We start from the raw sequence: 21,367 nt of genomic DNA on the forward strand, positions 1-21,367 counted from the left end.
GTTATTCCTCTTGCTTCTTCTGATGACTTCCAAACTCTGCATTTCCCATCCGTACATCCTGCAGATGTTTCTGCAGATCTTCCGGCAGGTAATCAAAGAGATAGTTTTTGCTGCCCGGGAATTGTTCTACGTAGTCCCGGCGGATTTCCTGATTGATCCGGTTGATCTCTTCTTTCAGTTCCCGCGCTGACATCATGGCACAGCCCTGTCCACGGATAATGATCTGTTCCAGACCGTCGGAGGTTGCCACCGTCACCTGATATTTCCGTCCAATCTGGTGAGCTGTTCTTTCTATATAACTGTCTGCCGTCTCTGCTTCTTTGGTGTAGACAACGTGGATATTGTGATAAGGAACGATCTCCTCCTCATGCCCTTCTACCCGGTAGGCATCAAAGACAAGAATGAGATTGCACTTTCGGAAGCCCTGATAATTGCACATGATATCCTGCAGCTTTTCTCTGGCTCCCGCAATGCTCACTTTTGCCAGATCACTTAATTCTTCCCAGGCAAAGATGACATTGTAACCATCCACCAGAAAATATTCCGGCAATTTTTCTTTTGGTTTGTAGGGTTTTGCTTTCTCCGGCTTTTCCGTTCCATAAGTTCTGGAAGCAGGATGATCGTTATAACGGCGGAGCTTTTCTTCTCCAAAAGTCCGTTGCATAATAGCCTGCAGTTCTTCTTCGTCCTCCACGCTTCCCAAAGGCACAGCCGGGCGGCGTCTCTCTTCCGGCTCATTCAAATTTCCCAACGGATTTTCCCGGATCGCAGATGCTCTCAGGCTGCCATTTTTCTGCAGCACACTTTCCAGATGCATATGCTGCGGCACTTCATACCAGGGTACAATGGTTCCTGCTCCATGATAGCAGAATACCGAAGACGACGGATTCCGAAGGTCTGCTTCCGGATCATACCAGGTCTCTTCCAGTACTTCCTCCGGGTTATGGCAGCGTCCATAGCCACGGAAAATGCAGGTCAATCTGCCTCTTCCTTTTGTATAAGAATTAATCTCTTTCTGATAATTCTTAATACAGGCTACTGCCACACCTCCAGTGAGCACAAACATATCACCTTCCTGCTCCGGAAGTCCCATCTCCGCACCCATACGTTCCAGATCCATCATGGCATGTCCCAGTGTCTCAGAGGGCACTTCCAGACGAAAATCATACCAGGGTTCCAACAATACACTTTCTGCCTGCATCAGTCCCTGCCGGACAGCCCGGTAGGTTGCCTGCCGGAAGTCGCCGCCCTCCGTATGCTTCTGGTGGGCACGGCCTGCCACCAGAGTAATCCGCATATCTGTAATATCCGAGCCTGTAAGCACGCCTTTATGCTGCCGTTCTTCCAGATGCGTTAATACCAGTCGCTGCCAGTTGCGGTCCAGCAGATCTTCACTGCAGTCCGCCGCAAACTGAAGTCCGCTTCCCTGCTCCCCCGGTTCCATGAGTAGATGCACTTCCGCATAGTGGCGCAGCGGTTCGAAGTGTCCCACCCCTTCTACCGTATTGGCAATGGTTTCCTTATATACAATATTTCCTTCATCAAAATCCACGGATACTCCAAAACGGTCCAGAATCAGTTTTTTCAGAATCTCAATCTGCACCTCGCCCATGAGCTGCACTTCAATCTCCCGCAGTTTCTCATTCCATCGAATATGAAGTTCCGGTTCCTCATCTTCCAGAAGACGCAGTTTTCCAAGAAGCTGCACCGGATCACAGTCTCTTGGCAGCGTCAGTTTATAATTCAGTACCGGCTCCAGCACCGGGAGGTTGGTGTGATGCTCGGTTCCAAGCCCTTCTCCGGCCCGCGTCTTCGTAAGTCCTGTTACCGCGCAGACCATTCCCGCTTCTGCCTCATTCACCGTCTCATATTTAGTTCCGGAATAGACACGGATCTGATTTACTTTTTCCTGCCACTCTTCTTCCTCCGCCGTTCCACTCAAGGTATCTTTTACTTTGAGCATTCCTCCGGTCACCCGAAGCCAGGTCAGTCTTCCTCCCTGCTCATCCCGGCTGATCTTAAAAACCCGCGCGCCGAATTCCTGCTCAGGCTCTTCTACATAAGAATACTTCTCCAGACCTCTCAGAAATTCATCCACCCGGTCGAGCTTCAGCGCTGATCCGAAATAGCACGGAAATACATGACGGTCACGAATCAGTTCCCGGATCATCTGCTCAGAAACTGTTCCCTGCTCAAGATAATGTTCCAGTGCCTGTTCCTCGCAGACCGCCACATTTTCCAGAAATTCTCCAGATGTCTGATCGCAGTCAAAATCCACGCATCGATCATCCAGTTCCTTCTTCAGTTGCACCATGAGCAGTTCTTTATCGGTCCCATTCTGGTCCATCTTATTCACAAACAGGAACACCGGAACACCATAGCGTTTGAGCAGCCGCCAGAGTGTTCTCGTATGTCCCTGTACTCCATCTGCTCCGCTGATGACCAGTACGGCATAGTCCAGCACCTGCAGTGTCCGCTCCATCTCTGCGGAAAAATCCGCATGGCCCGGTGTGTCCAGCAATGTTACTTTCCAGTCTCCAAGGGTGAATTCTGCCTGTTTTGAAAATATGGTAATTCCTCTCGCCCGCTCCAGCTCGTGGGTGTCCAGAAATGCGTCTTTATTATCTACTCTTCCCAGCTTCCGGATGGTGCCGCTTTCATACAGCATCGCTTCCGATAACGTTGTCTTTCCCGCATCCACATGTGCCAGAACTGCTATACAAAGATGTTTCAATGCAAAATGCCCCCTCGTGTCATAATTTAATTATTATAACACGAAAGAGGGCATTTCGTCGAGGAGAGGGTGTTATACTGTCGGATACATGGTCCGATACAGCCGTTTTCCGCTTTCCGTCCGGAATATTTTGTGGTATGCATTTCTGCATCCCTCCGGGGACACTTTATCTTCAAAAAGGTTGACCAGAAAATCCGCTTCCACCAGAATCTGATAATCCATGCCGTCCATATCATGATAGGTATGGTGATGTCCCACCAGATAGCAGACCCGCTCTGTCACATCTGCCGGCCATTCTAATCCATCCAGCAGTTTTTTCGCCTCCGCCGGGCCTTCCAGCTCCTGATATTTTCCGCTGCTGCTTCCATATTTCTGCTCAGAAATATGGATTCCAATATCATGAACCACTGCCGCACTCTCCAGCGTAAACTGGGTCCTCGCATCCAGCCCTTCCATGAGTCCGATCATTCTGGCAAATTCATATACTTTCACAAAGTGTTGGATTCGCGGCACATCTCCATGATCATATTCCATCATAGCAGTTAACAATTTTTCTATTCTCATCTTAGCGGCACTCCTGTTCTTTTTTTCAATTTTATCACAGGTGATTATTCCCTGGAATAGTGCTTTTTTTCAGAAATACAAAAAGTCCGGAAAGCTTTACGCCTCCCGGACCTTCTGTTATTTATTCGCAAACACTCTACAAATATAGGTTAAATTCACATTAAGCGCATACAGCGGAAAAGCTGTTGTAATACTCCTTAAAGAATTCATTCAGCATACTTAAAATTTTTCTCATAACAGACACCTTGCCTTTCTTGTGCACTGTGTTTTCTTCCACAGCATGTTCAGTTACGATTGGATTTTCAGATCTGATTTCCTTTTGTTGAGTATAATGTACCACAGCTGTGCATAAATGTGAAATACATATAGTAATCGTGTTGCGATACTTTTTAAGTATTCCTTTATGCCGCCTGTTTCACGGCCTCTTTCTTCTTATTAAATAACTCTTTTCCGGAGTTTACCACGATAACCACGCCAAGCACCATCAGCAGTATAGCAATGATCAGCTGCAGGCCCTCTACCATGAAGACTGCGGTTCCTGCGTTGAATGCTTTGACCAGGCCGATGGTTCTCTGAACCAGTGCGGTGAAGGTGACGCAAAGCATAATGATCAGAGGCGGGAACAGGGTCTTATTCTCACGGCCGGTGACTTTCAGGAATACGCACAGGGTAATGAGTACCAGTGCGCTCAACAGCTGATTGGCACTTCCGAACAGCGGCCAGATGTTGGAGTATCCAACCTGTGTCAGGATATAGCCGAATGCCAGTGTCACAATGGTGGAGAAGTAGGTATTACAGAACAGTTTTCTCCAGCCCTCTGCATGTTCCATATCATCCACACTGAACAGTTCCTGGAAGGACATACGCCCGATTCTTGCAACCGCATCCAGACTGGTCAGCGCCAGAGCGGATACACACATGGTCATGAAGCAAGATGCCACATAGACCGGAACACCGAACATTTCCAGAAGCCCTGCAACTCCGCCGGAAAAGACCTGGAACGGAGTTCCTGCTGCGGCAGTTCCGTCTGCTGCGGCGGCTGCACCTGCCACGCAGAGTGCCAGCACTGCCAGAAGACTTTCCAGAACCATGGCTCCATATCCGACTTTCAGCATATCTTTCTCATTTGCTACAGTCTTGGAAGAAGTACCGGAAGATACCAGGCTGTGGAATCCGGAAACAGCTCCGCATGCAACGGTAACAAACAAAATCGGGAACAGATTTCCAAGATTGTCATTATGGAATCCGGTGTATACCGGCAGATTCATGTTCGGATGTGCAACCACAAGTCCAAGAGTTGCTCCGATGATCATGCCTGCAAACATGAAGGTAGTCATATAATCACGAGGCTGTTTCATCAGCCACATCGGAAGAACCGATGCCAGGAAAATATAAGCAAATGTGATGTAGGACCAGGTTGCTTTATCTGCCACCATCGGAAGGTTCATACCGATTCCAAGAGCAGCTACGGTGCATACCAGACCAAGTACTACTTCTTTCCAGCCGCTTACTTTGCATTGTTTCTGGATCAGTCCGAAGATAACTGCAAATACCATGAACAGAATGGAAATGGTTCCGGCTGCTCCGTTGACCTGTGCATTTTCGGCAAGGGAAGCAACTCCGTCTGTAACAGTATAGGCATTAAAAGTACCGGCTACCATATCGGCAAATGCGGCAATCACAATCAGGGTAAACAGCCAACAGAACAGAAGGAATAATTTTCTTCCGGTCTTGCCAATGTATTTCTCGATCAAAAGTCCCATGGATTTTCCTTCATTCTTTACACTGGCATACAGTGCTCCGAAATCGGTAACAGCTCCGAAGAAAATGCCTCCCAGGAGAATCCAGAGCAGTACCGGCAGCCAGCCAAATGCTGCCGCCTGAATAGCTCCCGTCACAGGGCCTGCACCTGCGATGGAAGAAAACTGATGGGCAAATACCACCCATCCATCTGTCGGTACATAATCTTTTCCATCTTCTTTTGTGTAAGCCGGCGTCTTTGCCTTCGGGTCGATGCCCCATTTGTTCGCCAGCCAGCGTCCGTATAAGGTATAGCCTGCCAGCAGGCAGACAGCTGCGATTGCTACGATCACTAACGTATTCATTTCTTTTCTCTCCTCATCTTATTGTTTTTATGTTTCAGATCAAAAAAACCTTCGTCTCCTCCAGATGGATTCTGAAGAAGACGAAGGTCTGTAAATTCCTCCGCGTTACCACTTCTCTTGCCGGAAACTTCCGGCCTCTCTGCCACATCCTCGACAGTCTTTTCTGTCAATGAATATGCGTCCTCATAACGGTGGACTGCCCGTTCTGAATTACTTGCATTTCCTTTCACTCAGACTGCTGGCAGGGGATGAATTCTTTCCATGCCTGTTTTCTCACACCAGCCGAAAACTCTCTGATAAGCATTACGGAAACAATCCGTATCCTGTTCACTGCATTTGATCTATGAAACGATTATGATTATAGTCCGCTTTTTTCAAATGTCAACATTTTTTGAAAATGAGAAAATATTTTTTGTTTATGAAATAAAACATGAATTTTTTTCATTAATATATTTCCTTTTATTCATCGAAAAAGGCGCCCAGAAGGACGCCTCATTTCATGCCGTATTTCAATATGTTTGCTAAATCCCTGTTGATTAAGCGTTTGCTTTTTTCGGGTTTTTCAGAGTCTGAACACCCTCAATAACAAGGACAATAGCAAGGGCGATCAGCAGAACTCCAAGAATGGACTGTGCCCAGGGACCCCAGTCTGCTCCGCCAGCCATGATCATACCAACCTGATTCTTTACCGTCAGACACAGGGAAGCGATGGTAACGATGATCATGAATCCCATCGGAAACAGGAACATCTTATTGTTCTTTCCAAGGTTGCCAAGCCAGGTAGCAACAGCCAAAAGACCGATACCTGCAAGCAGCTGGTTTGCAGCTCCGAACAGACCCCAGATCTTACCGTATCCGTTCATACCAAGCAGGATACCAAGAACAACCGTCAGGATGGTAGCAAAGTACGGATTAACCATCACTTTCTTCCAGCCTTCTTTTACATCTGCAGCAGTTTCGCCCGGCTCCAGCCAGAACTCCTGGAACATGAAACGTGCAAGACGGGTTGCAGTATCCAGAGAGGTCAGACAGAATGCAGAATAAGTCAGTACCAGTAAAGAGTTCAGAATGCTGTAGCTTCCCGGAATGATGTCATCGATCATATGAGCGATACCACCACCGAAGATAGCAGTTGCACCAACCAGCGCATTGTCCGGGTTAGCTGCATTCCATTTGTAAGCATATCCGATTGCACACAGAGTCAGTACTGCAAGTACGCACTCCAGAAGCATTCCGCCGTAAGCGATCGGTTTTGCATCCGTCTCTTTGTCCAGCTGTTTGGAAGTGGTTCCTGATGATACCAGTGAATGGAATCCGGAAATTGCACCACATGCTACAGTTGTAAACAGTACCGGGAACATGAACTGGATACCGTTTCCGTTGTCTACTGCAAAGCCTGTTACTGCCGGGAACGTGCTGTCAAAGGTCGGATGAGCAACGATAACACCAAAAGCTGCTACTGCAAGCATAGCGTACAGCAGGAAAGAACTCAGGTAATCACGCGGCTGAAGCAGAATCCATACCGGTGTTACAGAGGCGATTGCAATATAAAGACCTACAATCCACATCCAGGTCTTGGTAGACAGATACAGCGGATGAAAATTCATACCAACTGCCATAATGACAACGATTGCAAGCACACCTACTACAGATGCGATGCCCATCGGCATATTACGACGATATACGCAGAAACCAAATACAATAGCAATGAGAATGAACAGAATGGAAATCATTGCTACCGTAGCCGGAGTTGTAGATTTAACCATATCAACTGCTCCGCTCTCATCATAAACAGCACCGAAAGTAGATGCTACGATAGAAGCAAAGGCTGCTACTACCAGGATCAGGGTCAGATAAGAGAAGATGATAAACAGCTGTTTTGCACGTTTGCTCATATTAGCGGAAATGATCTCTCCGATGGACTGTCCTTTATTGCGGACAGATGCGAACAGTGCACCAAAGTCATGCACGCCGCCGAAGAAGATACCTCCAACAAGGATCCAAAGAGTTACAGGAAGCCATCCGAACATGGCTGCTCCAATCGGTCCGGTAATCGGACCTGCACCTGCGATGGATGAGAAATGATGTCCCATCAGAACCGGAGCTTTTGCCGGTACGTAGTCAACACCATCTTCCATGGTATGAGCCGGTGTTTCCGTTTTGTTTTCACCTACGCCCCACTGTTTACACAGCCAGCCGCCGTAACAGACGTATCCAGCTACCAGGATAGCGACGCAGATGATGAGAAGTACTAATGAATTCATTGTTTACTTACTCCCTTCCGTGTTTGCGAATATAGTACTTTTTTCAAAATTTTCGCTACATGATGACCGCTGCGGTTAGCATCAATACGGCAGTCTGCCACACGCACCAGCGCTGCATGAAAATTCATCCAGCCATGCAGTGAAAAATGAAAACTTTTGTAAATACGGCATTTTTTCAGTGCCTTCAGCGCATCTTCATCACAGGTATCGCACACAAAGACTGCCGTAATATAGGAGGCCATATGTCCCGGACCCACATGAATCCGTTTCATGCCATCCTCATGGATGTAATCTCTCCACTGCTCAAAAAGCGGCAGTGTCAGATGGGGAATGTTCAGCAGATAGAGAAATTCCTCATTTTCCGCAGACCATAATTCTGCTTTTTTGGAGATTACATATTGACCGGAATGCTCAAAAAAATCACAGCGGGCTGTGATCGGGGTCTGATCATCTTCGATCATATGAATATTATAATATGGCCCATAGTTTTTCAGTAACCGCTCGATTGCTGACTCTCTTGTATACTGCATTCCGTTTCTTCCAATCTGTTTCTATCTAATCAAACATATCTGCCTGAAATGTATAATTTCTTTATAAAGTTTATAAAAACTTCATACATTATAATCCTTCGTACATAAATGTGCAAGTTTTTTATGTGTCTGCACAAGATTTTTGCCCAAAATTTATAGTCCTTATTTTCTACATTATCATTTCCGTCGGTATTCACGGGGTGTCATCAGATATCGGGTTTTAAATGCACGATTGAAATATGACAGATTATCAAAGCCGCACTGTTCCGAAATGGACAATATGGTATCTTCCGTCGTACGCAGCGCTTCCGCTGCTGCGTTCAGACGATATTCATTGAGAAAAGCCGTAAATCTCTGGCCAGTCATCTTTTTAAACCACCGCATAAAATGACTGGAACTGCACTGGCAGATGTTGGCAGCATCTGCAACGTGCAGCTTCGTTCCATAGTGCACGGAAATCCACTGCAGGACCTGTTTCAGACGCATCGTATCTGCTGTTTCCGACGAGGGAAGCTGTTTTCCCTGTGCCATAAGAATTGCCAGAAACCGAAATAATGCTCCTTTGATCAGGAGTTCATATCCCGGCAGCTTTGTCCGATTGGCATCCTCTGCCTCACGCAGACAGGCCGCTGCCTCCTGATAACATCCATCCTTCTTATTCAAAATTCCGGAAAGCTCCAATCGACCGCTCTGCAGAGGAAGCAGATATTTTTCCGCACAGAGATCTCCGGCTCCTCCCAGAAGTTCAAGATCGAAAATAATGTTCTCATACTCCATAGAACTTCCCTTTTCCTGGCGGAATGCATGCAGCGTTCCAGGCGAAAAAATAAAAATATCTCCTTCCTGTGCCCGGCAGACCGTAACCCCCATCTGGATAAATCCATGTCCTCTTTTCACAAAAACAAGTTCCATACTGTCGTGCCAGTGCAGTGCCACCTGCGGAAAATCCCCCGGAATCGTGCATGGATAAATATTAAACGGGAAACGTATCTCCCCATGTTTTTTCTTTTCCTGCAATGAAAGTGGATTCTTCATATTTTTCCTCCTTAATGATAGAATTGTATCATATTTTGCGCTCTTTGTATAAGATTTTGCTCGTTTTGTGTGATATATCTAAGACATAGGTATTAATCGTGTTTTCATATTAAGGAGGTTTTTATGAATTTCACTGAAACATTACAAAACATTACCAAAAAATCTTTGTCCGATTGCAGTAATCAGGAACTGTATCTGGCACTTCTCGAAATCGTGCGTCAGAAAAGTGCTGACCGCATCCAGCCTGTTACCGGAAGGAAGCTGTACTATATCAGTGCAGAATTTCTGATTGGAAAACTGTTATCCAACAACCTGATCAACCTTGGTCTGTACGAGGAAGCCCGCGATGCTCTGGCTGCTGCCGGCAAAAATCTGTACGACATTGAAGAAGTCGAGCCGGAACCATCCCTTGGAAACGGCGGTCTCGGACGTCTGGCAGCCTGCTTTCTGGATTCTCTGGCGACCTTAAATCTGCCGGGAGACGGTGTGGGTCTGCGGTATCATTTTGGTCTGTTCCATCAGTCTTTCGAAAACGGACTTCAGAACGAAAAACCAGATCCGTGGCTGACCGCCCACAGCTGGGCTGAAAAAACCGATATTACTTACCCGGTTGAGCTGGCTGGAAAAACTTATACTGCCCGCCTGTACAAACTGGCAGTTACCGGCTACGAGGGTCGTACCAACACGCTGAACCTTTTCGATCTGGATACCATCGATGAGACAATTGTTAAAGAGGGTATTTCCTTTGATAAAACAGAAATTGCCAAGAATCTGACCCTTTTCCTCTATCCGGATGATTCTGATGAGGCCGGCCGGCGTCTTCGCGTCTTCCAGCAGTATCTGATGGTTTCTGCCGGAGCCCAGCTGATTCTCGCTGAAAGTGCAGCACGGGGCTGTAATTATCATGATCTGGCAGATTATGCTGCAATCCAGATTAATGATACCCATCCGAGCATGGTGATCCCGGAGCTCATCCGCCTTCTTGAAGAAAAAGGAATTGCATTTGAAGAAGCAGTCGACATCGTGACAAAAACCTGTGCCTACACCAACCACACAATTCTGGCAGAAGCACTGGAAAAATGGCCGCGTGCTTATCTGGATTCCATTGTCCCGCAGTTGATGCCGATTATCAAAAAACTGGATAAACTTGCACGCACCCGCACAGAAGATGAGACGCTTGCTGTCATTGACACTGACGATCTTGTCCATATGGCACACATGGATATCCATTTTACCCATTCTACCAATGGTGTGGCAGCTCTCCATACAGAAATTTTGAAAAATTCTGAGCTGCATGGTTTTTATGAGCTTTATCCTGAAAAATTTAACAACAAAACCAACGGCATTACATTCCGCCGCTGGCTGTTAGAGTGTGATCCCAGACTTACTGCTGTACTGGAAAAACATATCGGATCCGGTTTTCGGAAAGATGCTTCCGAGCTGGAAAAATTGATGAATTTCGCAGATGATACTGAGGTTCTCAATGAATTAACGGATGTAAAGAAAGCAAATAAAGAAGCTCTTGCAGACTGGCTTCTTCATACCCAGAATGTTGTTTTAAATACCAATGCTGTATTTGATATTCAGTCCAAACGTCTGCATGAATACAAACGTCAGCAGCTGAATCTGCTCTATTTGATTCATACTTATTATGAAATCAAAGCCGGTCATCTGCCTGCTGTCCCGCTGGTAAGCATTTTCGGTGCAAAAGCAGCGCCTGCCTATATCATTGCAAAAGACATTATTCACGCTCTGTTGACGCTGTCCAAAGTAGTTGCTGCGGATCCTGAAGTTTCCAAATGGCTGCAGATTGTCTTCATTGAAAATTATAATGTTACAGCCGCCGAGAAACTGATTCCTGCCTGCGACCTGTCTGAGCAGATCAGTCTGGCATCCAAAGAAGCTTCCGGTACCGGCAACATGAAATTCATGTTAAACGGTGCACTGACCCTTGGCACTATGGATGGTGCAAATGTGGAAATCAGTGAGCAGGCTGGTGAAGATAATATTTATATCTTCGGGCAGACTTCTGATCAGGTTATCCACCGCTATGCAGCCGGAGATTATCAGGCAATCCAGTGGTATGAAGGTGACCCAAATATCCGTCGTTCCATTGACTTCCTTACCGGTCCGGAAATGCTGGCTGCAGGTCATGAAGAAAATCTGAGCCGCCTGCATCATGAACTGATCCACAAAGACTGGTTCCAGACCCTTCCTGATTTCAACGCATATGTGGTTCGAAAAGAACAGGCTCTGAAAGATTACGCCTGCGATCCTATGGGATGGCGCCGTAAATGTCTGATCAACATTGCAAAAGCCGGTATGTTCTCAAGTGATCGTACCATTGCTGAATACAATCGTGATATCTGGCATCTGGAGAAGTAAAATTTTACTTCTCCAGCAGTGCCACTGTCTCGACAGATGCCCCGCATTCATCAAATTGCGTGAGCCTGTCCAAGTTAACACTGCTTGCGGCTACTATTATAAAGAACAAAACAGCCATCTTCAGCACAAAAGCAACGAAGACAGCTGTTTTCGGAGTGTCATCAGTTTCCGCAGAACTCCAGGAATCTCTTCAATTCCACACGTGTGGGGGAATACAGCAGACTTTCTGCAGGACCATACTCCAGTACTTCCCCTTTTTGAAAAAACATCGCTTCATCAGCGATTCGCCTTGCCTGCTGCAGGGAGTGGGTGACCAAAATCAAAATACAATTGGTCTGGCGCACATAGGACTGAATCAAAGTTTCCGCGGCAGCGGTGGTTTCCATATCCATGGCTGCCGTTGGTTCATCGAGAATCACCACATCGTATGTTCCCATCATCAATCTTGCCATCGCCATGCGTGCCGTCTCACCGCCGGAGAGACGATCCGCCCGTTTATGTTCCAGTTCTGTCAGAGACAATGCTTTCGCGAGGGACTCCGCTTTCTGGATATCCCTGCCGCCCAGCAGGATGTTTTTTCTGACAGACATACGAAAGGCATAGGGCTTCTGGGGAAGATAGCCAATGCTTGGTTCCAAGCGGATTTTCCGGTCTGCCGGAAGGACATCTGCCAGAATCTTTGAAAATGTGGATTTTCCGCTTCCGTTTGCTCCGAGAATCGCATATATGTTTCCAGGCTGCAATTCCATTCCCGGAAAATCCAGCACTTTTTTCTGCCCATAGGTTTTGGAAAAGGCTGGAATTATCATTGACTGATCCTCCTTTGCAGCAGAGATATCACAACATTCACCAGCAGGGAAACCGCCAGCAGAATCATGCCCAGGGCAATGCCCAGAGAGAAATTTCCCTGATTGGTGTACTGCATAATGGCTGTGGTCATCACATTCGTTTTCCAGGCAATGGCACCGCCCACCATGGACACTGCCCCGACCTCTGCAATAGATCTGGAAAACGCCAGCAGATAGGAAGAGATGATACAGTACTGGCACTCATTGCACAGCAGCAAAAACGTCCTTCCTCTTCCCAGCCCCAAGCCCCTGGCTGTTTCCCGAATCGCCGGAGACACTCCCGCCACATAAGTCTCCATAGCCCCCACAACAATGGGAGTGATCAGCGCCACCTGGGCAAGAATCATGATTTTAACCGTGAACAGCAGCTTCATGTGTCGCAGAGGGCCGACCCCGGAGAAAAGGATGTAAAACAGTAGGCCGCATACCACAGGGGGCATCCCCATAAGCGTTCGGTTGAGGATAATCAGAAGCCCTCTCCCGGGGAATTTGCTATTGCCCAGACAGATTCCCAGCGGAACACCCAGCAGCAGTGCAAGCAAAGAGCTTTTGAGGCTCATTTGCGCTGTGACTTTCAAAATGTTCAGAAGTTCTGCATCGGAAGACAGGATAAGAGAAATCGCCTTTTGAAGGGCCGTTCCCACGGTGCAGCCTCCTTTCTTTTTGTAAAATCCCGTGGGGAAATTCCCCACGGGATACAGTTTACGCAGATTTTTTTAAAAAAGCAAGTTTTTGGAAACTGTACATATAGCGTCAGCCGCAAAAAATGAACCCAGAGTTTCCTCAGTTTATGATGCCATCGTTGGCAACGAAAGTCAGGAAGGTTGCCTTATCGGTCAGGATGTAAGCATGCATCTGCTCTGCCATCACCAGACATGCGCCCATACCGGCGTTTGCAGAGGTGTACCACTGCGTATAGGGAGCGAAGGACTCTGCCTCCTTCGTGATACCCAGAGTCTCAGGCCACAGGGACAGCTCCTTGGTGTGGGTGCCGGAACCGTCGCCACGGGAGATGAAGGGATACTCGCCCTCCGCAATGGCTGCAAACGCATCCAGAACGGAAGCTGCCTCCTTAACACCGGCAGGGTCCGCAGAAGGTCCGCACAGGACGAAATAGTTATACAGGAAGGAAATGCGCTCTGCTTCGAAGCCATCTACAGTGCGGGCGAAGCCCTCTTCAACAAAGGCTTCTTCCTGGCTCTTGGCATGGACCAGAATCAGGTCGGCATTGCCGAACTTGGCGGCAGAGATTGCCTTGCCGGTACCGGCAGACTGGACTTCCACAGTGTAGCCATAGGTGCTCTCGAAGATGGGCAGCAGATAGCCCAGCAAACCAGAGTCTTTCACAGAAGTGGTGGTGGAAAGGCGGATGACCTTTGTCTCTTCGGTAGCGGGCGCAATCTCACCTGTATAAACAGGGGCACCGTCCTTGACGTAGAACAGAGACTCACCGTACTCTTTAAAGCCATAGTTTGCGGCCAGGTCCAACGTTTCCTGGGTCAGGAACCACTGGATGAGGGCATCCGCACCGGCGGTATTCACCGCAACGTCAGCGACAGAGTTGCCGTCAGCATCCACAAAAGGCGCCTCGGGATTTACGGCGATAACGGTGTAGGTGTTGAGCATCTTGTCGTCGGCTTCCTTCAGAATGCAGGTATCCACCACAAGACCGGCCTGGGTGGGAACCTCAGCGGCGGCTTCCGTCGGGACAGCCGTTGTGGCGGGAGCCTCAGTGGAAGCCTCAGTGGAAGCCTGCGTCTCAGCAGGCTTGCTTGCGCCGCAGGCAAGAAGACCAAACATCATGGCAAAAACCAGCAGCATGGACAGAATCTTTTTCATTGTCTTACCTCCTAAATATAAAGAAATATAAAAAAGACCAGCCAGTTTCCGCAACACCAAAAGCACAGCCGAAAGCTGCACCCGATCATGGCGTCTGGAAAGAGGCTCGTCCACCGCTTTGCAAACTTTGGAAATCAGTCAATTTCACGAAAACCGACCAATCAATTTATGATATTATATCACATTTGAACAAATAATACAAGCCGCCCTTTTCAGAGACTGTGCGAAATTATATGAAATGATTCAAAACAGTTCTTTCACTATTCTCCATAGTATGATAAGATCAAACAGGAGGGGATCGCATGTTCAAAGAAGAAGTGTGGGCTTTGGAACCAGAGCGTATAGAAACCTTTTTCCTTCATCATAGGGAGGTTCATGCCACTGCGGATGGTTACCGGTTCCGTGATTGCCGGATTACCGTGGCCGTCCTCCCACCCCGCAGGATCGCCGGTTTGGCACTGCCTCAGACCAGAGTCATCTTTGAAGGTTCCGATGATTCCGCGCTTCTGATTTACAGGCAGTTTCAATTACGATTTCTATCCGCAGGCGGATAAGAATTGGAGGTTTATAATATGAGCAAGAAAACAAGTCCTTCCATGGATTCCTGGCTGAAAGAGGCCAAGGCCCACGAAAGCGCCCCTAAGATTGGCATGTATCTGACCCATAACGGCATTGTCCGGGAAAGTGCCAAGGCAAAAGTACGCCAGGGTGCCGCCGATACCAGGCCCGTTGTGGGGATGCAGTTTTCCTACAATCAGGAAGCTGTGGATGCCATCATCGCAGAAACCTATAAGTTGGACGGTATTTTCTACATCAAGGTCTGGCTGAACGAAGGGGAACTGAGCGTTGGTGACGACATCATGTATGTGCTCATCGGCGGCGATATCCGCCCCCATGTGGTGGATGCTCTGCAATATCTGGTGGGTCGCATCAAAAACGAGTGTGTCACGGAAATAGAGCTTTACTGATACGAGAAATCCGGAAAAATGTGCGGAATTTCATGTAACCTTTTCGATGTATAAAAAATCCCATTTCCTGCTCGGAAATGGGATTTCCTTTTATTTTGCACAGTCCGCACTGCCCTCGCTGTAGAGCATATCCAGGCCATGGGCCACCGGGTCGATGACCGCCAGAATATTCTCTGCCGATGCCTTTTGACTGCCTGGCAGGGTAATGATCAGGGTGCGTGCCCGAATGCCCGCAACACTGCGGCTCAGGCAGCCTTTGGGTGTGATCTTCATGGATTCTGCCCGCATAGCCTCCGGGATACCGGGAGTCAGACGCTGGATTACCTCCATAGCGGCTTCCGGGGTAATATCCCGGGGTGAGAAGCCGGTGCCGCCGGTGGTGAGCACCAAGGCAATCTTCTTTTCATCTGCACACTTCAAAAGCTCCGATTGGATCATCTCCGCCTCATCGGGAACGATGGCGGTATAGGTCACGTCGAACCCCTTCTCCGTCAGAATCTTCACCAGGTTGGGGCCGCTGGTGTCCTCCCGCTCGCCCCGATATCCCTTATCGCTGATGGTAATCACTGCTGCTGTATACGCCATGATTCGTCCTCCCGTTTGTAATCGCCGTGGATTCCGCCGGTTTTGGAAAGCAGGCGGATGTCCGTGATCGTCATATCCTTTTGCACCGCTTTGCACATATCGTACACTGTCAGAGCGGCGGTGCTGACAGCGGTAAGTGCCTCCATTTCCACGCCGGTTCTTCCGTCACAGGAAACGGTGGCCTTGATTTCTACGCTGGATCTGTGCTCATCCAGAGAAAGCTCCAGGTTGATGCCATCCATCAAAATGGGGTGACACATGGGAATGATATCCGGTGTGCGCTTGGCACCCATGACCCCCGCAATCTGGGCAACGGTCAGCACATCTCCTTTTTTCATGCCGCCGCTTTGAATGAGCGCGAATGTGTGTTCATTCACCAACACCCGGCCTGCCGCAACGGCCACGCGCTGAGAAATGGGCTTTCCCCCCACATCTACCATTTTGGCCCGTCCCTGGTCATTAAAATGTGTAAAGTCTGCCATACTCAACCTCCGATTTGATTCATATTCCGACCGGCGCCCGATTTGTGCGCAACATCCAGATCCCCATGCCATTGGGGTTTTCCCAAAATCGCTGCTTCCAGCTGTGCTTTCATGCCATCGAAATCCAGCCCTTTCAGGGGATACTCCGCATTGGAATGCAGACATGGCTTCACTTTTCCGTCTGCAGTCAGTCGGATGCGGTTGCACTCCCCACAAAAATGGGCGCTCACCGGGCTGATAAGGCCAATATTGCCCAGTGCGCCAGGCAGGTGGAAGAGTTTGGCAACACCGCCATCTTTGGCAGCCGGTACCGCTTCCGGCAGAGCCTCCAAAACCCTTGTAAATGGAATATACGCTTCCGGGCCAAAGCCGGAACTGTCGCACATGGGCATCATTTCAATAAAACGCACATCCACAGGATACTTCCGGGTAAGCTCCGCCAGCGGAAGGATCTCATCATCGTTAAATCCGCCAATGAGCACGGCATTGAGTTTGATCTTCTGAAAGTCAGCATCCAAGGCCGCATGAAACCCCTTCCAGAAGTCATCCAGACTGCCGCTGCGGGTAATGTGGGCATACTTCTGAGGATCCAGGGTATCCAGGCTCAGGTTTAACCGGCTGACCCCTGCCTCCTTGAGGAGCCTTGCCAACTCCGGGAGCAGGATGCCATTTGTTGTCAGGCAGACCTCCCGAATTCCAGGAACTCTGGATGCTCTGCGGCAGATAGACACGATATTCTTTTTAACAAGTGGTTCTCCACCTGTAATGCGCAACTTGGTAATGCCCAGAGCCGCGGCTGCTTCCACGGCCTGAATAAGCTCATCTTCCGTGAGCATGTCGGCATGCTCTTTCTTGCAGACACCATCCTCCGGCATACAGTACCGGCAGCGAAGATTGCACAATTCCGTCACAGAAACACGCAAATAGGTGATGCTGCGTCCAAATGTATCAATCATAGTTTACCTCGTATCTTTTGAAATGCGGCAATGCCCGCTTTTCTTCCGTCGGCTGTCACGCCCTCTGCCATGGGGTACACCGTGTTGCAGTTGCCGCACATCTGAAGCCAGGATGGCATTCCCAATTCCGCCAGCAGCCCACGCTCCGGGACAAGTCCCGCGGCAATCAGAAGCGTTCTGCAGGCTATCTTCTCTCCGCCAGACAGGCAGCAGCCTGTGAGTGCGGGAGAGCCCTCAACGGCGTCAATGGTCTGGCTGCAAATAAGGCGGATGGAATCATCTTTCAGGCAGCGCCGGTTTCTCGCCAAGCCGCCGCAGTTTTCCTTCTGCTCCACCAGAGTAACAGAAATCCCCATTGCCGCAATCTGGGATGCCATGATAAGGCCAATGTCACCACTGCCCAAAATGACCACCGGACCTTGGGGAACAAAGCCATGGAGGTTCATCATCTCCTGCATCTGACCGGCTGTATAGACACCCTTTGGACGGGTTCCCGCAATCGGCAGCGCCCCCAGTGGAATCTCCCGGCTGCCCGTTGCCAAAATCAGCTGAGAAAACGAGATCTGCCGGTCACCGGACAGATGCGCCGTTTTATTGGGTTCTACCGAAAGCACCGTTGTCCCAAAAAACAGAGTAACCGTTTCCGGGAAATCCTGCACAAGCGCAGCGGCGTATTCCCCTCCGGTAAGTCCGGCGCCAAAACCGGGATGGCTGCATTGCAGGAGAATGCCGCCCAGCTTTTGTTTTCTCTCCACCAGCGCAATGCTTTTGCATCCGGCATCCGCTGCGGCTCTGGCTGCAGCAATTCCCGCTGCACCACCGCCGATAATCAGGATATCAAAGTGCCCCATGCCTGACCTCCCGGAGTATCTGCTCGATGGCAAAGCTGCATCGGCTGCCCTGGCAGACACCCATACCGCTTCCCACTCTCCGCTTGACCCCATCCACCGTGGAAGCTCCCCTTCGGATTGCTTCCAGAATCTCTCCGCGGCTGATGCCTTCGCACAGGCAAATGATTTCGGGGTCATTTGTTTTGGCAATGGCCTGCCTGTGGGGCGTGAAGCGTGGATTCGGGTGTGCATCCAGAAACGCCGCCGTTTTCTCCGCAAGGTACCTGCCCAGTTCGTTGGCACAGGTCAGCCCCGGGGTTTTGATTCCGATCAGACTGAAAAATCCAGGAGCCGGGTACGCAATGGAGAAATCGTGAATGCTCTCGCCGTCATCCCGCTGAGGATTTGGCCGTGCGGCGGCGAATGAGCGGATTACCTGCTGCATATTCAGATTCGGAAACAGCGATACCGCACTTGTCTTCAACTCCGATATTCCCTCTTTTGTTGTGGCAAAGGGTTCTCCAACGGGCTTGCGTACCCCGCTGAGCAGCAGATTTCCTTCCACACACGGGATAGCGGTGATGCCTTTTCCGCAGGACTGTGCCTGCTGAAAGATGACCCGCTTCGGCTTCCGCGCCTGTTTGTCCAGGACCAGGTATTCTGCTCCATCTATCAGAAGATGCGTGTCGGAGGGAAAGCACAGCTCCTGTATCCGATCCGCGGAAAGTCCTGCACAGTTGATGACAGCCCTGCAGCGCAGTTCGCTGCGATCTGTTTCCACCAGATAGCCAAACTTGGTTTTCCGGATTCCCACCACAGTGGTTCCCAGCATGGGTTCCATCCCATTGGCAGCAGCGTTTTCAAAGGCGGCAATGCCCAATTGCCAGGGGTTCACCGTTCCGGTGGTCGGGGCATAGAGCGCGCCTGCCACACCCGGTGCCAGCATAGGCTCCATTGCCTCTGCCTCTCCCCCGGTCAGAAGCTCCAGACCCGGCACGCCATTGCGGATACCCTGCTCCCATTTTCTCCGGAGCTTGGCCAGGCTCTCCTTGTCATAGGTCACCAGCAAGGAGCCGCAGCGGGAAAAGGGAACTTCCAGTTCACGGCACAAATCATCAAAAGAGGCATTTCCACGAACCGTCAATTCCGCCTTCCGGGAACCGGTTTTGTTGTCATATCCCGCATAGACGATGGCAGAGTTTGCCCGGGTAATGCCTGTACAGATATCCAATTCCTTTTCAATCAGCACGACAGACAAATTCCAGCGCATCAGATTCCGGGCCGCAAAGCAGCCCAGAATCCCTCCCCCAATAACCGCAACATCTACGCTTTTCATAGGGGGATAATCTGTCCGGGGTTATCCACGGTATAGCCGCCGAGGGACAGGATTTTTCCCCGGAACGCATCGCTCTGCAGGATGTGCAAAAGCGCCTGAACCATAGGGGTATCCCAAGCATGGTCAGGGACAATGAGGTCATACTCCTCAATACAGATGGGGATAAAGTCCAGATCATAGAGCTCTGCCGCGGAGTAGATGCCCATACCGACATCAGCACTGCCGCTGGCGATCTGGGCAGCAACAGAAGTGTGGGTCAGTTCTTCCCGATCGTAGCCGTAGACAGAAGCAGTATCCACATTCTCCCGCATACACAAATAGTCCGCAAGGATCCGGGTGCCGGATCCCTTCTGGCGATTTACATAACGCACACCATCCTTTGCAATATCCGCGAATTTCCGGATCTGGAGGGGATTGCCCTTTGCCACCATCAATCCCTGCTGACGACCGACACAGGAAACCAGCTTCACACCGCCTTTGGGGAAATACTTACGAATAAATGCCTTGTTATAGCTGCCGTCAGCCGTATCCAGCAGGTGGCAGCCAGCCATGTGCGCCTCACCACGGCGGATTGCCATTATACCGCCCATGGAACCCACATGGGAGGAGCTGATGTACAAGGCAGAGTCCTCCAAATGGAGCATATCTGCCAGCTCGTCCAGCAGCGGATCATGGCTGCCGATAACCACCAGCGTATTGTGCAGCTTTTCTAAGGGGCTCAGCAAGCGGACACTCACTTCCTCTCCCGCCTCGTAGCCCTCCAGTCCCTGGGGTACTTCCAGAATGCCATCGGCCTTCATAAAAGAAGAAACCACGCCGCTGCCCCGGCTCAGGGGGCTGGCCATCAGCCTGCCGCCTACGCAGCCCATGCGAACACGGACAAACTCCTGATATTTCAGACCGCTGACAACAGGCCGGGTAAGGGTTGCGTTCACATATGTGTCAGTGGCTGCCGGTGCTTTCAGCCAGTGGTCAATCAGGGGCTTCAGCAGCTGCTCAATGACGATGATGCCGGACACCGGATAACCGGGCACTCCAAGAATGACCTTCTCTCCCCGGCAGCCCAGAATGGCAGGCTTGCCGGGCTTGATGGCGATGCCATGGTACAGCACCTCACCCAGTTCCCGGATGACCCGAGCCGAGAAATCCTCCCGTCCGGCAGAAGAACCGGCATTGAGAATTACCATATCGCACTCGTCTGCCGCTTTGGCAACCATTTCTTTGATCTGGTTAAATTTATCCGGAACAATGGGATAGACCACCGCCTCTGCGCCCCAGGAACGCACCATTGCGGAAAAAATGGAGCCATTGAATTCCAGAATATCCCCGGGCTTCGGGTCTGTACAGGGCGGGATAATCTCGTCCCCTGTGGGGATGATGCCCACCACAGGTTTGCGAATCACTTCAATTTCCAGCACACCGCCGGCAATCATCGCACCAATGGCAGCCGGGGAAACGGTCATATGGCTGGGCAAAATCATTTCCCCGGCGCATACATCCTCGCCGATCTGGCGGATATGCTGCCACGGGGCTGCGGCTGCGTGAATGGTGATGGAACCATCTCCATTCTTCACAATGTCCTCCACCATGATGACTGCATCTTTGTCCTCCGGAATCGGGTCACCGGTGTCCAGCACAAGAAACTGGTCCGGCTTTAGAGTAACAGGGGTCGTTTCCGTCGCGCCGAAGGTTTCTTTTGCGGAAACCGCCACACCATCCATGGCACTGGCGGCATAGTGCGGGGCGCAGATGTGGGCATAGACTGCCTTTGCCGTCACCCTACCGCAGCTTTCAAAGACAGGAATGGTTTCTGTCTTTGACCCAAAACCGCCGCTTACCAGCCGCTCCAGATATTCCTTCCGTGCCTGCGCAAGCGGCACATTGGTCAAATATTCAAATCCCATAA

18 protein-coding genes and 1 other annotated feature are annotated in these 21,367 nt (G+C 49.9%); of the genes, 3 read left to right on the plus strand and 15 right to left on the minus strand.

All coding sequences use genetic code 11. The features are described 5' to 3' along the window. Position 1: 1 nt before the first annotated feature. From ACZMB2_RS09335 to ACZMB2_RS09360, 6 genes are all read right to left on the minus strand, one after another. Positions 2 to 2,734 carry an NYN domain-containing protein gene (locus tag ACZMB2_RS09335; protein ID WP_487596534.1) on the minus strand — a complete coding sequence of 911 codons (2,733 nt, stop codon included), beginning with the start codon at positions 2,732 to 2,734 and terminating at the stop codon, positions 2 to 4. Positions 2,735 to 2,806: 72 nt separating this feature from the next. Next, positions 2,807 to 3,298: an HD domain-containing protein gene (locus ACZMB2_RS09340; protein ID WP_487596535.1), complete on the minus strand. Its 492-nt coding sequence runs from the start codon at positions 3,296 to 3,298 to the stop codon at positions 2,807 to 2,809. Positions 3,299 to 3,699: 401 nt separating this feature from the next. Then, a complete protein-coding gene (locus tag ACZMB2_RS09345; protein WP_487596536.1) occupies positions 3,700 to 5,403 on the minus strand; it encodes a carbon starvation CstA family protein in 1,704 nt (567 codons plus the stop codon). 73 nt (positions 5,404 to 5,476) lie between these two features. Beyond that, positions 5,477 to 5,743, minus strand: a binding site (T-box leader). Positions 5,744 to 5,939: 196 nt separating this feature from the next. After that, on the minus strand, positions 5,940 to 7,667 hold the full coding sequence (locus tag ACZMB2_RS09350; protein ID WP_487596537.1) for a carbon starvation CstA family protein: 1,728 nt from the start codon (positions 7,665 to 7,667) through the stop codon (positions 5,940 to 5,942). Continuing rightward, the gene (locus tag ACZMB2_RS09355; RefSeq protein ID WP_118770595.1) at positions 7,664 to 8,197 is read right to left on the minus strand and encodes a DUF8052 family protein; all 534 of its coding nucleotides are present in this window, start codon (positions 8,195 to 8,197) and stop codon (positions 7,664 to 7,666) included. The genes ACZMB2_RS09350 and ACZMB2_RS09355 overlap by 4 nt, the downstream gene beginning before the upstream one ends. A gap of 177 nt (positions 8,198 to 8,374) precedes the next feature. Then, on the minus strand, positions 8,375 to 9,232 hold the full coding sequence (locus ACZMB2_RS09360) for a helix-turn-helix transcriptional regulator (protein ID WP_487596538.1): 858 nt from the start codon (positions 9,230 to 9,232) through the stop codon (positions 8,375 to 8,377). A 123-nt stretch (positions 9,233 to 9,355) separates the two neighbouring features. Here ACZMB2_RS09360 and ACZMB2_RS09365 point away from each other — a divergent pair, with 123 nt between their 5' ends. After that, positions 9,356 to 11,617, plus strand: a complete 2,262-nt coding sequence (locus ACZMB2_RS09365; RefSeq protein WP_487596539.1) for a glycogen/starch/alpha-glucan phosphorylase — start codon at positions 9,356 to 9,358, stop codon at positions 11,615 to 11,617. Positions 11,618 to 11,778: 161 nt separating this feature from the next. Here the strand turns inward: ACZMB2_RS09365 and ACZMB2_RS09370 are convergent, their stop codons facing one another. The 3 genes from ACZMB2_RS09370 to ACZMB2_RS09380 form a co-directional block, all read right to left on the minus strand. Continuing rightward, complete coding sequence (locus ACZMB2_RS09370; RefSeq protein WP_487596540.1) at positions 11,779 to 12,426, minus strand: ATP-binding cassette domain-containing protein; 648 nt, start codon at positions 12,424 to 12,426, stop codon at positions 11,779 to 11,781. Further along, positions 12,423 to 13,109, minus strand: coding sequence for an ABC transporter permease (locus ACZMB2_RS09375; RefSeq protein WP_487596541.1), 687 nt, complete (start codon positions 13,107 to 13,109; stop codon positions 12,423 to 12,425). The genes ACZMB2_RS09370 and ACZMB2_RS09375 overlap by 4 nt, the downstream gene beginning before the upstream one ends. A 139-nt stretch (positions 13,110 to 13,248) precedes the next feature. After that, complete coding sequence (locus tag ACZMB2_RS09380; RefSeq protein ID WP_118771660.1) at positions 13,249 to 14,304, minus strand: ABC transporter substrate-binding protein; 1,056 nt, start codon at positions 14,302 to 14,304, stop codon at positions 13,249 to 13,251. Between the two features lie 302 nt (positions 14,305 to 14,606). Here ACZMB2_RS09380 and ACZMB2_RS09385 point away from each other — a divergent pair, with 302 nt between their 5' ends. Then, complete coding sequence (locus ACZMB2_RS09385; protein ID WP_487596542.1) at positions 14,607 to 14,858, plus strand: hypothetical protein; 252 nt, start codon at positions 14,607 to 14,609, stop codon at positions 14,856 to 14,858. Positions 14,859 to 14,861: 3 nt separating this feature from the next. Next, the gene (locus ACZMB2_RS09390) at positions 14,862 to 15,272 is read left to right on the plus strand and encodes a molybdenum cofactor biosynthesis protein MoaE (protein ID WP_487596543.1); all 411 of its coding nucleotides are present in this window, start codon (positions 14,862 to 14,864) and stop codon (positions 15,270 to 15,272) included. Between the two features lie 90 nt (positions 15,273 to 15,362). Here ACZMB2_RS09390 and ACZMB2_RS09395 read toward each other — a convergent pair whose 3' ends face one another. From ACZMB2_RS09395 to ACZMB2_RS09420, 6 genes are read right to left on the minus strand one after another with little or no spacing between them, the layout of a single operon-like run. Then, positions 15,363 to 15,857, minus strand: a complete 495-nt coding sequence (locus ACZMB2_RS09395) for a MogA/MoaB family molybdenum cofactor biosynthesis protein (RefSeq protein ID WP_118771663.1) — start codon at positions 15,855 to 15,857, stop codon at positions 15,363 to 15,365. Next, positions 15,836 to 16,339 carry a cyclic pyranopterin monophosphate synthase MoaC gene (gene moaC / locus ACZMB2_RS09400; RefSeq protein ID WP_118771664.1) on the minus strand — a complete coding sequence of 168 codons (504 nt, stop codon included), beginning with the start codon at positions 16,337 to 16,339 and terminating at the stop codon, positions 15,836 to 15,838. The genes ACZMB2_RS09395 and moaC overlap by 22 nt, the downstream gene beginning before the upstream one ends. A gap of 2 nt (positions 16,340 to 16,341) precedes the next feature. Then, a complete protein-coding gene (gene moaA, locus ACZMB2_RS09405) occupies positions 16,342 to 17,295 on the minus strand; it encodes a GTP 3',8-cyclase MoaA (protein ID WP_487596544.1) in 954 nt (317 codons plus the stop codon). Beyond that, a complete protein-coding gene (locus ACZMB2_RS09410; protein WP_487596545.1) occupies positions 17,292 to 18,146 on the minus strand; it encodes an NAD(P)/FAD-dependent oxidoreductase in 855 nt (284 codons plus the stop codon). The genes moaA and ACZMB2_RS09410 overlap by 4 nt, the downstream gene beginning before the upstream one ends. Next, a complete protein-coding gene (locus ACZMB2_RS09415; RefSeq protein WP_487596546.1) occupies positions 18,133 to 19,461 on the minus strand; it encodes an NAD(P)/FAD-dependent oxidoreductase in 1,329 nt (442 codons plus the stop codon). Before ACZMB2_RS09415 ends, ACZMB2_RS09410 begins: the two co-directional genes overlap by 14 nt. Then, positions 19,458 to 21,365: a molybdopterin biosynthesis protein gene (locus ACZMB2_RS09420; protein ID WP_487596547.1), complete on the minus strand. Its 1,908-nt coding sequence runs from the start codon at positions 21,363 to 21,365 to the stop codon at positions 19,458 to 19,460. Before ACZMB2_RS09420 ends, ACZMB2_RS09415 begins: the two co-directional genes overlap by 4 nt. Positions 21,366 to 21,367: the final 2 nt, after the last annotated feature.

The organism is Hominiventricola sp. (genome assembly GCF_057604405.1).